This window comes from Bacillus sp. OV166 (assembly GCF_900177675.1).
GTDB lineage: Bacteria > Bacillota > Bacilli > Bacillales > Cytobacillaceae > Neobacillus.
In genome coordinates, this window is sequence record NZ_FXWM01000001.1 from 2,278,749 (window position 1) to 2,291,044 (window position 12,296).

Genomic DNA, 12,296 nt, shown 5'->3' on the forward strand with positions numbered 1-12,296 from the left:
TCATTGAAATATAAGGAGGGATAGCCTATGAAAAAATCCAATACAATTTTCTTTGAAAGAAAATTTCCAAGTGCAAATATGATCCTTATCAAGGATCAGCTCCCGATCCTTATTGATACTGGTTTTGGGAGTGATGCGAAAGAAACAGAGCAATTAATTAAAGAAGCCGGCGTTTCACCAGAAGAATTACACCTTATTGTGAACACGCACTACCATAGTGACCATGTAGGAGGCAATTTTCATCTTCAAAAAAATTATGGTATTACGATTGCTGCTCATAAATGGGACGCCGATTTAATTAATTCCTGTGACTCTGAAGCCTGTAGTGCAGAATGGTTAGATCAGCCTGTAAAACCTTATCGAGTCGACACAAAGCTCAGAGATAACGATGGGATTAACACAGGAAGTAGAACCTTGAAAGTCTTGCACACACCGGGACATACGTTAGGGCATATTTCTTTATATGAACCAGAAGAAGAGATATTAATTTGCGGAGATCTCTTTCACAAAAATGATATCGGATGGTTAAATATCTTTCGAGAGGGTGTTTCATCTATCCAACGATCGATGGAAAGTTTGGATCGGTTGTCGATGCTCCGGATCAGGCAGGCATATTCAGGACATGGACCTAATATGGAGAATCCTATGTCGGCCATTGATGCAGCAAGGAAACGGTTTGAAAAGTGGCTCAGGATGCCAGAAAAAATTTCTTGGCATGCCTGCAAGAGGATTTTTTCATTCACATTAATCATAAAAAATGGATTGGCAAAAGAAGAAATCGATAACTACCTACTAAAGTGTGGTTGGTTCCATGATTTTGCACGTTATTCTTTTCAGCTTCAGCCAGAAGAATTTATTCCAATCCTGCTCGATGAAATGATTCGTTCCGGAGCAGCAAGCTGGCACAATAATCATTTCATCGCCTCCACCCCATACCAAACACCACAAAAGAATTGGATGAATGAGAACATAAAGCCGAAAGATTGGAAACCTCAAGATTTTCTCACATAACTAAATGTAATATTCGATTATTATTAACCATACTGTATAAAACCTTCAGGAGGATATTTATTTGCCATTAAAAGTAGGAGATATTATTACGTTTGAACGGAATATTTGACCAATGGTGTCTTCCACAGTCTTCAGAACTGCTAGAGACCTGCGTGCCAGGTCTCTGGTGGGTTCGATTCCCACGCAGTCCCGCCAAAATAACTTTTTCAATCATTTACATAACTTCCAACCTCCACGGTCCTTTGTTCATTCTGAACGACACTGTAGGATACCGCGAAGTATATACTGGGTATGTTCAGAGCCATTAAATAATAATATTTGGAGGTTTTTTTTATGCGAAAAGATATCAGAAAAAATGGACAGTTTAATAAATTTTGGGGAAAATCATTTTATTGTTTCTAAAAGATAAGGTTATTGAATTGCTTATGATCTAAATTTAATATAGATTACAGATATCTAAACGTTTTAGTGGAGGTTTTTAAATGGCTACAATGAAAGATGTTTCAAAAAAAGCTAATGTTTCACTTTCTACAGTTTCAGCTGTAATTAATCATTCAGCATATGTCAGTCCGGAACTTACTAATAGAGTGATGCAGGCAATCAAGGAACTAAATTTCAGACCAAATGCAGTAGCACGAAGTTTGAAAAAGAAGAGCACTAGCACCATTGGTTTCATCGTGACAGATATTTTAAATCCCTTTTATCCGCTAATGATCAAAGGTATTGAAGATGTAGCGTTTAATAATAATTTCAATGTAATCCTTTGTAATACATCAAATGAACATAATAAAATTTTGGCTTATTTAGAACTAATGCTGGAAAAACAAGTTGACGGTCTCCTTTTAGCTAATATTGCTTTATCGGATGATTTAATTGAAATTGAAAAATCAGGATTAAAATATGTTCTAATAAATAGAAAACCCCCATTCTATGATAAAAATTTTGTTGGAGTTAATAATCCACTCAGTTCTGAAATAGCTGTTAATCATTTAGTTGCACAGGGATATAAAAGAATTGCATATTTTGGAGGTAATTTGGCAATAAACACCGCAAGAGAAAGAAAAGCAGGATTTATTAGTTGCATGACTCTTCATGGTTTAGATGTGGATCCGAAGCTTGTCTTTGAAGGGGAATACACCTTGGAATCGGGATATAACAATGTGAAAAAGATGCTCGAACAAGTGGAAAAATTACCAGACGCAATTTGTACAGTAAGCGACGTAGTGGCTTTCGGAGTTATCAAGGGACTTAGAGATTCTGGGATTCGTGTTCCGGAGGATATTGCTGTCATCGGAAATGATAATAGCACTTTTTCCGAAAATTTTCTTGTTCCACTATCGAGTGTTGATCACTCTACTTATGAAATGGGGAAATTATCGATGGAGTTGCTTTTACAACTGATCAAGGAAAAGAATGAAACTGTGCCTAGACAAGTAATACTTACTCCATCTTTAGTTGTTCGCGAAAGTTGCGGGTATACGAGAAATAAGATCAATAATTGATTATCTGCAGGTAAAAAGTGAGACAGCAACATTGAGAGGGGTTAAATTTATTTGAAATCGCTTGAGTAATGTCTATTCTAATTACTTTGACAACCTTTCGATGGACTATTTCTCGGTATAGAGGAAAGTTTTACCTTCTGTCTCATAATGGTACATTTAAAAGAAAAGTATTTTACCGACTTACTCAAGGTTTTGTTCTCCTTTACCTTCAAAAGATAACAAATAGACTATAAAAATAGATAAAGATTTGACTTCGTGATCGCTTCTCGTTCCAAATATTAGATAGATGAATTTAATAAAATACTATTACAATATTCAGAAAGAAACTATTGATTTTAAAATTAATTCTATTTATACTATATTTGTAGCGAAACGTTTCGATAAAAGGATACGATAAAACGGTTTCATTACTTTGGGTGTCTATTTTTACAAGTTAGGAGTCTATTTAAATTTTTAAAAGTTAATAGATAACCTATTGAAGTATAGGAAAATGGGCTTTGGGACCAATAGAAGTAGATGTTTTTTATCTTTGTAAAAAACTATTATTTTTTATTCCTAACGAAACGTTTCGCTAGAAAATCAATTTAAGGTAACTAGATGGAGGGATTATTTTGGAAAAATTGATTATTACAGTTGCTCCAACCGGAGCTCAGACAACTCGCAAACATACCCCTTATGTGCCACTTTCACCAAAGGAAATCGCAGATTCCGTTTATGAAGCTTGGCAAGCAGGAGCGTCCATAGCCCATATTCACGTGAGAGATGAAAACGGTAACAATACCCTTAACTTAGATACTTATATTGATGTAGTTAATCGTATACAGGACAAATGTGATATCATTATCAACTTAACGACGGCTGGCGGAGTGGCTATGAACGATGAAGATCGGCTGCGAGTATGTGAATTGGGCTCTGAGATGGCAACATTTGATGCTGGTTCAATGAACTTTGGATCCGATGTATTTCTCAATACACCCAATTTTTTAGAGCGATTGGCCATAAAAATGAAAGAATATCAGATAAAACCTGAAATTGAAATATTCGATGTTGGAATGATTGAAAATACCATGCGAATTGTCAAAAAGGGCCTGATCGACCCTCCATTTCATTTCCAATTTGTATTAGGCATACATGGCGGGATGCCGGCTACTCCAAAAAATTTATTGTATTTAACGGAAAATATCCCGCCCGGTTCAACCTGGTCAGCAATTGGAGCGAGTAAAGAGCAATTAGCTATCAATACAATGAGTATTCTATTGGGGGGACATGTCCGAGTAGGAATGGAGGACAGTGTTTATTATCGACGGGGTGAATTAGCTAAAACAAATGCTCAATTTGTTGAAAGAATTGTAGATTTGTCTAGAACTTTGGGAAGAGAAATTGCGACACCAAACGATGCAAGAGAAATTTTAGGACTGGTTCAATCAAGAAATATTAAAGCACTGAATAACGTGACTGGTGTCGTTAAGTAATCTGGAAATGTTGTGGATTTATTAACCCGTCAATCACATTCAAAGGAGGAATACATATGAGAATTGCCATAATGGGTTCGGGTTCCTTAGGTACTATAATAGGGGCTTTGATTACTGCAGGTGGACAAGAAGTAGATTTAATTGATATCAATAAGGAACACGTAGAGGCACTAAATCATTCTGGTGCACAAATTAATGGATTTATGGATCTCCGTGTACCTGTAAAAGCATTGTTGCCCAATGAAATGACTGGTAAGTACGATTTGGTATTTTTGCTGACCAAACAAGTATATAACCAAACTTCTTTAGAACAATTGATTCCTCATCTTAATCCCGATAGTATCGTTTGTACGCTACAAAATGGTATCCCTGAAGATTTTGTTTCTTCTTATATAGGACGCGAAAGAACCATTGGAGGCGTAGTAGGATTTGGGGCAACATGGTTAGGACCGGGTGTTTCTGAACTCGCAACAGAAAAACATACTTTAGAAAATTATGCATTTGACATTGGAGAATTAGATGGAACGATGACTTCTCGTCTCGAAGAAGTAAAAAAGATTTTGGATTTAGTTGGTCATTGTCATATCTCAGATAACATCATGGGTATAAAGTGGTCAAAACTATTAATGAATGCAACATTTAGTGGCATGTCAGCTGCATTAGGCTGTCGTTTTGGTGAAGTTTTATCTAGTGAGACAGCTATGTTTAGTTTAGCACATATTGCAGATGAAACCATAAAGGTTGCACGAGCACATGGAATTAGATTAGAAGTGATGCAAGGAAAAGATATGGAATTTCTTGAACTCCAAGACGAAAATGATATACCGAATAAAATGGATTTTTATCAAGAAGTATGGGGACCACATAGTAATACCAAAGCGAGCATGCTACAAGACCTGGAGAAGAATAGAAAGTCAGAAATTGACTATATCAACGGTTTCGTTTGTAAAAAGGGAAGGGAAGTAGGAATAAAAACCCCTTACAATGATCTTGTTGTAAAATTAGTGAAAGAATCTGAGAATAATGGTTGTCCTCCAGAGTTCACATCTAATATCAAACATTTTGATCCTAGTTTATTAGTACGGTGATAGACCATGATTAATAAAATTGCTGTTTTAGGTGCAGGGACCATGGGGCATGGCATTGCAGAGGCTTTTGCGATGTATGGATATGACGTTAATCTGTATGATACTGATGAGAATAAATTAAAGGATGCTATAAAAGTAATTGAAGAAGAACTAAAAATGTTAGTTGAAGCGAACTTTATCGAGTCACAGTCTGTAGGGATAACTCTCGAGCGGATTACGGTATTTACGGATTTAAAGCAAACTGTTGAAGATCGTGACTATGTAATTGAGGCTGTCCCTGAAATATTAGAGCTTAAGCAAAATCTTTTTAAGCAATTGGATGAATATTGTCCATCACATACGATATTTGCAAGTAATACATCGAGTCTGCCTTTAACTAGTATGATGGAACTTATCAGTGATAAACGGAAAGAGCAAATGATCGTAAACCATTGGTATAATCCAGGTCACTTGATGCCCCTCGTAGAACTATCATATTTTGGGAATATGCCAGATGATTTATTTAAGGAAGTAGAACAATTATATCACTCCATAAAAAAGCAAACTGTTAAAGTTCTACAGGATATACCAGGACTTATAGCTAACAGAATTCAACAAGGCATTGCGCGGGAGGTTTTCTCTCTCATTGAAATGGGGGCCGCAACCCCAGATGATATTGATAAAGCATTAAAGTTTGGTCCAGCTTTCAGATATGCTACAACTGGACAATTAGAGATTACCGATTTAGGTGGTTTAGATATTTGGTGTACAGTTGGTGATAACTTGTTAAAGGTTATGGATAATTCTCAACATGCCAATGAAATGTTAAGGCAAAAAGTAGCAAAAGGAAAACTAGGCATGAAATCTGGAGAAGGATTTTACGAATATAAAAAAGATGAAATATCTGCGGTTAAGAAAAGGTTTGCTGAAAAGCTGATCCATCAACTTAAAGCATCTGAGTTTTATATCGATAGATCGTCCATCAAAGAAGAAGTACCAAATTAATAAACTAAATAATAGTTAAAAAAATTTAGTGAAAATAACGTTCAAAAAACTTCAACCGTAAATTTTACAGTTGGCGATATATATTCCTAATAGGGAGACCTTCCCTATTGGGATAAATGTAAAAAAACATATTTGAAAATTTGAATTTTTCCAGTTTATTTGTTTACTAACATCGTAGTGTCAAAATAGCTAACATTTTTCCAAAAGTCTCGTGTTTTTTAGTATAACTCTTGATAAATAAATCCTATGATGCTGTGATGATATCTTAAAAAAACTTAGGGAAGTGATTTCTATGAAAAATACTAAATTGATGAATTCGTTTAATGAAGCAGTTAAGGATATTAAAGACGGTTCAACATTAGTTGTCGGAGGATTCGGCTTATGTGGGATACCAGAGTTAACGATTCAGGCACTCGTAGAGCAAGGGACAAAAGAGTTGACGGTCGTCAGCAACAATTGCGGAGTGGATGACTGGGGCCTTGGTCTTTTGCTGGCAAACCGTCAAATAAAAAAAATGGTGTCTTCCTATGTCGGAGAAAATAAGATCTTTGAACAACAATATTTAAGTGGAGAATTGGAAGTAGAATTGACGCCACAAGGAACCCTTGCAGAGCGAATTCGGGCGGGTGGCGCAGGTATACCAGGATTTTATACAGCAACGGGAGTTGGTACACCAATTGCTGAAGGAAAAGAAACGAAAGAGTTTGATGGAAAAACCTATTTACTTGAAGAGGGTATTATTGGGGATTTTGCTCTAGTAAAAGCGTGGAAAGCCGATCCATACGGAAATCTTGTTTTTAGGAAAACATCTCGTAATTTTAATCCACTTGCAGCGATGGCAGGGAAAATCACGATTGCAGAAGTGGAGGAAATTGTTGAGCTGGGTGAACTAGACCCGGATGAAATTCATACACCGGGTATTTTTGTACAGCGTTTACTTGTGGGTACCGATTATCAAAAACGAATCGAGCGCCGGACCGTAGTGGCCGCACGATAAAGGAGAAAATCAAGATGATAGATAAAAGAATTACTATTATTAAACGCGCAGTAAAGGAAATTGAGGATGGCATGAATGTTAATCTTGGGATTGGTATGCCGACGCTAATCGCAAATGAGATTCCGTCTGATTTTAACGTCTTTTTGCAGTCAGAAAATGGATTGCTTGGTATTGGACCTTATCCAGTCGAAGGAAAAGAAGATCCGGATCTGATTAACGCTGGAAAAGAAACAGTTACTTGCGTACCGGGGTCTTCATTCTTTGATAGCGCCACGTCATTTGCCATGATTCGCGGAGGTCATATCGATCTAGCTATTTTAGGCGGTATGGAAGTGGCAGTAAATGGTGATTTGGCTAACTGGATGATCCCAGGAAAGATGGTAAAGGGTATGGGCGGAGCGATGGATCTTGTCAATGGAGCAAAACGGGTCATCGTTGTAATGGAACATGTAAACAAGCATGGTGAATCAAAAATTAAGTGCGAATGTACGTTACCGCTAACGGGTAAAGGAGTCGTAGATCGATTAATTACAGATCTCGCGGTTTTTGATTTTACAGATGAAGGTATGATCCTTGTTGAAACCATAGACGGTGTTACTTTAGATGAAGTAAAAGAAAAAACAGAAGCGCAATTTAAGGTTGCGCCAGAACTGGTTGGAGTAAGGTAAACGGTATCAGGGACTATAGCATGAAAATGAATTCGAATCTGTGGATTTTATTGGCATTTTATATTAATTTTTACCACAGGACTTTCCTTGCAAATACTTATTTCTAGGCACGGAAGTGGAGAAGAAAATACATAAATTAATCAAGGAATGGAGTGTTTATATTATGCCACTTATAGCATTGGCTTTAGGGATCGTTATATTATTTATTTTAATTATAGTTTTTAAGCTTAATGCTTTTTTATCTCTAATGATATCAGCTATATCCGTAGGCCTTATCCTAGGTATGGAACCATTAGCAATTGTCAAATCCATTGAAACTGGACTTGGAGGTACTCTAGGACATTTAGCCATCATTATTGGGTTGGGTGCCATTTTTGGAAAAATCATAACTGAAGGTGGTGGAGCGAATAGAATTGCAACCACTCTAATTAAGGTATTTGGCGAAAAAAGAGTAGATTGGGCCATTTGCATAGCATCATTCCTTATGGGGGTCATATTATTCTATGAAGTTAGTTACATTCTAATAATTCCAATCGTATATACAGTTGCAATTGAAGCAAAGGTGAAGCTGTTGAAAGTGGGTATCCCGTTTCTAGCAGCAATATCCATAACACACGTCTTTTTACCTCCGCATCCAGGACCAACTGCTATTGCAGGTGCTTTAGGGGCAAATTTAGGCGTTGTTCTGGGGTATGGCTTGATTCTAGCAATTCCAGCAGCATTTATTTTTGGACTGCTATTTACTAAGTTATATAAAAATTGGGATATAGAGATTCCAATGCATTTAGTATCAAAAAAAGATTTCAACATGGATGAAGTCCCATCCTTTGCAACTTCCCTTTTAACCACTTTGTCACCAGTTATTTTGATTTTGATAGGGGTAATTGCAGAATTTTCATTACCTAAAACTTCTATAATTAATAAAATTTTAACCTTTATTGGTAATGCTGATATGGCTTTGATTATATCGCTTTTTATCGCAGTATACGTCTTTGGTTTACATAAAAAAAGAAAGACGATGCCTCAATTGATGAAAATTGTAGAAGGAGCACTGATCTCCATGGGAGGAATCATTTTCATTCTCGGCGGAGGTGGTGCATTTAAACAAGTAATTCTTGATAGCGGAATGGCAGAATATATTGCTGATTTTACAAGTGGATGGAATATCTCACCATTTATATTAGCATGGATTATTGCCCTTATCATACGGATCGCCGTGGGGTCTGCAACAGTTACAGTTTTAACCACCGCAGGAATTATGTTGCCAATTGTAACAGCTACTGGTGTTAGTCCTGAATTGATGGTACTAGCAATTGGAAGTGCTTCCATAGCTTGGGCTCCACCAAGTGATGTATCTTTCTGGATGACTAAAGAATATCTTAACTTGACCATTGGACAAACAGTTAAAACTGTGTGTTTCATGTATACCCTTGTTGCTATTTATGGAATACTTGGAGTATTAGCATTGAACATGATATTTGGGTGATTTTTTGAAGTTTAGTAACTATTAGAAGTTAAGTTATATCCCGGCAAAATGAAGTCAATTATAATAAAATAGTATTTTGCAGGGGATAAAAAATATATTAATTGTTGATGTTTTTTTACCTTGACTTAACCCCCTAAACACAATGGAAAATTCATTGTGTTTAGGGGGTTTTTTAATGACATTCGAAGGTATACATATTACTAAAAAATAGGAAAAGGCAATGTTTTTGAATTTTATTAAAAGAGATTAGTTTGTGAAATAGATTTAGATTGTGAAGAAAAACACTTAAACTAAAGGTACAGTTTAGATTAAGTTGAAAATCATAATCAGCACTAATATGGTGATTCTTCCAACTAGTTTCAGAAAACGATTTATTATAAACCAATATTTATATATATACTTAAACCACTATGAGGTAAAAACAATAAGGAGGAAACTAACATGACAAAAAGTAATGAAGTCAGCAATAAAAAGGAGTATGCATCTGAACAACCTGAAGAATTACTCAGAGCATTGAAAGCCCGTTTTGAGAAAAACATGAACCGCCATAAAGGTCTTGAATGGGCTAAAGTCCAAGAAAAGCTGGAAGCTAATACTGAAAAACGGTGGTCGCTCAATGAAATGGAAAGAACTGGCGGTGAACCGGATGTTGTTGGCTATGATAAAAAGAAGGACGAATACATTTTTTATGATTGTTCAGCGGAAAGTCCTAAAGGTCACAGAAGTGTTTGTTTCGACCGTGAAGCGCTGGAGTCAAGGAAAAATCATAAACCAGAAAATAACGCTATTGATATGGCAACTGCCATGGACATTGAACTATTAACGGAAGAACAATATCGAGCGTTGCAAAAACTTGAAAATTTCGATATGAAAACGTCTAGCTGGGTGCAAACACCCTCTGATATTAGAGAACTCGGCGGTGCCCTTTTTTGCGATCGTCGCTTCGGGCACGTCTTCGTGTATCACAACGGTGCGGACTCTTACTATGCTGCCAGAGGGTTCCGTGGCTCGCTAAGGGTCTAAATTTTCACAGACAGCTAAATTTAAGTTTGGAACGGAACACCTGGGGAAGGCTTTGATTCCATTCTTCAACTATCGGAGGCATTAATATAATAAGGAATAAAATTAAAAGGGCCTAAAATATGCAAGTTTTTATGCACTACTTGCGTATTTTGGCTTTTTTACATTGTAAAAGATACTGTTTAACAGTATTTTTTTAATTGCCATATACACCTAATGCAAATTCCGGTTGATTTTACATATAAAAGGCACGCTCACAAAGAGTCATACTGGAATTTCACCATACCAATTCTTTCTTAACTGTAAGATAGAACGTGCAAAGCAGATAATAGAAAAAAATGGAGATATATATGCAGCAGTAACTGAATTTGGTTTTGTGGATTTACCCCATTTGAACAAACACTTTAAAAGCGTATATGGAGCAACAGCATTTGAATATATGTCACATATAAATTTAGGAGGAGTTTTGAATTTTGGGGGAAAAGCTAATGAATTGGCAGTCGGCCTCTTTCATACCGATTCGAAATGACCAGCCAAATGTTCAACGATCAAGCCGGACTTATAAGCCATTATTAGACGAACATCAGTCGGAAGAGTTCGACCTGCGTAAAGCATACGCAACAGAATACAATCATGCGGTAAATCTTACCGTTTGGGATGAAGATATACTCACGACATTACAGGCCGTGTTCATTACGTCGATCCGCTAACGTATGAGCTGAGGATAGAGGTTAATTCTGGAGAATTTAAGCGGGTAACATTCGATAGTGTTGTCGGAGTCAAGGTTTTGCACTAAGTGGACATCATGCATTGAGTCAGCCTTGTATGGGTTGGCATTTTTTATTCAACAAAGGGCTGGTTAGTGGAACAAGAACAACAAAAACCATCCTATATTGAATGGTTTTTATCTTTATCATAATTTGGTGATGTACTTGAGTGTGTTAATATGCGGTCTAATACTTTTTCAGTAAATGGCATAAAGTAATTAAGTATTAGCCCCCCTAAACAAACGGTTAATAAAGTCCCAACGCCAATTGGTCCATTTAAAAACATTGCCATCATTAAGAATACGAGGTAAATGAACGTTTTCAAAAAAATATATTTGTTCTAGTTAATTCTTGTATGATTAAGGTTAATCGGTCAACTGGAATCGGTGCAAAATTTGTGTTTAAATATGTTGCGGTTCCTAATCCTATAACAACTAAGCCGATTCCAAAACAAACAACTTTGCTGTACCATAGTTCAGGTGATATCAAATTGTGCAATAAAAAAAGCCACATATCAATACCAATACCCGTTATAAAAGCTGTTAACAACCCCAAAACTTCTGGTCTTTGTCTTTTTAAAAATGAATTACAACCTATCAATAGTAAAGCTATTATTATTTCCCAACTTCCCACAGAAAGCCCCACATTTCTGGACAGTCCTACCAAAAGTGCATCAAAAGGTGAAGTTCCAAGATCTGATTGTATAGTGAAAGAAATACCAAGAGTTAATATTAAAATTCCTAATACATAAAAAACATATTTCACTTTACTCGACCTCTTTATCATTATTTACTAGACAATTCTTTGAGCATTAGAATATGTGGGATACTATCTTCCATAAAGATACTAGATGAAGTACGATAACCAAGTTTTTTATAAAAACCTTCCGCCTGTGTTTGTCCATGTAATTTAACCTGCGAGGCTCCCCGTTCTTCCGCGATTTCTTCTAACGCTTTAATAATGATTTTTCCAAGTCCAAATTTACGATAAGGTTCGAGGATGCAGATTCTTTCCAATTTACCAACTCCATCAATAAACCTTATCCTTCCCGTTCCGACTGGTTGTTCCTTGTAATGGACTAATATGTGTTCGCAAAGTCCACTCAGTGTATCAAATTGATCAAATTCATCCTCTAGTGGTACGCCTTGTTCTTTCACAAATACTTCTTTCCTTATTGCAAATGCTACCCTTAAATTTTCATCAATCGTTGCTCTTTTTGCATTCATTTTTATCAGTCCTTTTAAATTAAATTGTCTATCGTTATTTTGTTGCAAATGCAATAAAATTAGGTTAAATTTAAT

Annotated in this window: 11 protein-coding genes and 2 pseudogenes; 11 read left to right on the plus strand and 2 right to left on the minus strand. The window is 36.2% G+C overall.

Translation table 11 applies throughout. From position 1 onward, the window contains the following. The first annotated feature begins 27 nt into the window (after positions 1-27). From CCK98_RS10895 to CCK98_RS10945, 11 genes and pseudogenes are all read left to right on the plus strand, one after another. The gene (locus tag CCK98_RS10895) at positions 28-1,011 is read left to right on the plus strand and encodes an MBL fold metallo-hydrolase (protein ID WP_088086597.1); all 984 of its coding nucleotides are present in this window, start codon (positions 28-30) and stop codon (positions 1,009-1,011) included. A 482-nt stretch (positions 1,012-1,493) separates the two neighbouring features. Further along, the gene (locus CCK98_RS10900) at positions 1,494-2,513 is read left to right on the plus strand and encodes a LacI family DNA-binding transcriptional regulator (protein ID WP_088086598.1); all 1,020 of its coding nucleotides are present in this window, start codon (positions 1,494-1,496) and stop codon (positions 2,511-2,513) included. 611 nt (positions 2,514-3,124) lie between these two features. Further along, positions 3,125-3,985 carry a 3-keto-5-aminohexanoate cleavage protein gene (locus CCK98_RS10905; RefSeq protein ID WP_088086599.1) on the plus strand — a complete coding sequence of 287 codons (861 nt, stop codon included), beginning with the start codon at positions 3,125-3,127 and terminating at the stop codon, positions 3,983-3,985. Between the two features lie 56 nt (positions 3,986-4,041). After that, positions 4,042-5,073, plus strand: a complete 1,032-nt coding sequence (locus CCK98_RS10910) for a ketopantoate reductase family protein (protein ID WP_088086600.1) — start codon at positions 4,042-4,044, stop codon at positions 5,071-5,073. Positions 5,074-5,079: 6 nt separating this feature from the next. Further along, positions 5,080-6,057: a 3-hydroxyacyl-CoA dehydrogenase family protein gene (locus CCK98_RS10915; RefSeq protein WP_088086601.1), complete on the plus strand. Its 978-nt coding sequence runs from the start codon at positions 5,080-5,082 to the stop codon at positions 6,055-6,057. Between the two features lie 310 nt (positions 6,058-6,367). Continuing rightward, positions 6,368-7,054: a CoA transferase subunit A gene (locus CCK98_RS10920; RefSeq protein ID WP_373408527.1), complete on the plus strand. Its 687-nt coding sequence runs from the start codon at positions 6,368-6,370 to the stop codon at positions 7,052-7,054. A 14-nt stretch (positions 7,055-7,068) separates the two neighbouring features. Beyond that, complete coding sequence (locus CCK98_RS10925) at positions 7,069-7,722, plus strand: 3-oxoacid CoA-transferase subunit B (RefSeq protein WP_088086603.1); 654 nt, start codon at positions 7,069-7,071, stop codon at positions 7,720-7,722. A gap of 115 nt (positions 7,723-7,837) precedes the next feature. Continuing rightward, positions 7,838-9,208, plus strand: a complete 1,371-nt coding sequence (locus CCK98_RS10930; protein WP_256942311.1) for a gluconate:H+ symporter — start codon at positions 7,838-7,840, stop codon at positions 9,206-9,208. Between the two features lie 441 nt (positions 9,209-9,649). Beyond that, entirely contained in the window at positions 9,650-10,231 is a 582-nt protein-coding gene (locus CCK98_RS10935) for a DUF4256 domain-containing protein (RefSeq protein WP_088086605.1), read from the plus strand. 250 nt (positions 10,232-10,481) lie between these two features. Next, positions 10,482-10,679, plus strand: a pseudogene (locus CCK98_RS10940) (helix-turn-helix domain-containing protein); the annotation flags it as partial. A gap of 37 nt (positions 10,680-10,716) precedes the next feature. Further along, a complete protein-coding gene (locus tag CCK98_RS10945; RefSeq protein ID WP_256942312.1) occupies positions 10,717-10,938 on the plus strand; it encodes a YolD-like family protein in 222 nt (73 codons plus the stop codon). 178 nt (positions 10,939-11,116) lie between these two features. Here the strand turns inward: CCK98_RS10945 and CCK98_RS10950 are convergent. Beyond that, positions 11,117-11,760, minus strand: a pseudogene (locus tag CCK98_RS10950) (YitT family protein). A 20-nt stretch (positions 11,761-11,780) separates the two neighbouring features. After that, entirely contained in the window at positions 11,781-12,221 is a 441-nt protein-coding gene (locus CCK98_RS10955; RefSeq protein ID WP_088086606.1) for a GNAT family N-acetyltransferase, read from the minus strand. Positions 12,222-12,296 lie beyond the last annotated feature (75 nt).

Coding starts and splice junctions, on each gene's coding strand:
- CCK98_RS10895 (WP_088086597.1), top strand. CDS start 28: ATGAAAAAATCCAATACAATTTTCTTTGAAAGAAAATTTCCAAGTGCA.
- CCK98_RS10900 (WP_088086598.1), top strand. CDS start 1,494: ATGGCTACAATGAAAGATGTTTCAAAAAAAGCTAATGTTTCACTTTCT.
- CCK98_RS10910 (WP_088086600.1), top strand. CDS start 4,042: ATGAGAATTGCCATAATGGGTTCGGGTTCCTTAGGTACTATAATAGGG.
- CCK98_RS10915 (WP_088086601.1), top strand. CDS start 5,080: ATGATTAATAAAATTGCTGTTTTAGGTGCAGGGACCATGGGGCATGGC.
- CCK98_RS10920 (WP_373408527.1), top strand. CDS start 6,368: ATGAATTCGTTTAATGAAGCAGTTAAGGATATTAAAGACGGTTCAACA.
- CCK98_RS10925 (WP_088086603.1), top strand. CDS start 7,069: ATGATAGATAAAAGAATTACTATTATTAAACGCGCAGTAAAGGAAATT.
- CCK98_RS10935 (WP_088086605.1), top strand. CDS start 9,650: ATGACAAAAAGTAATGAAGTCAGCAATAAAAAGGAGTATGCATCTGAA.
- CCK98_RS10945 (WP_256942312.1), top strand. CDS start 10,717: ATGAATTGGCAGTCGGCCTCTTTCATACCGATTCGAAATGACCAGCCA.
- CCK98_RS10955 (WP_088086606.1), bottom strand. CDS start 12,221: ATGAATGCAAAAAGAGCAACGATTGATGAAAATTTAAGGGTAGCATTT.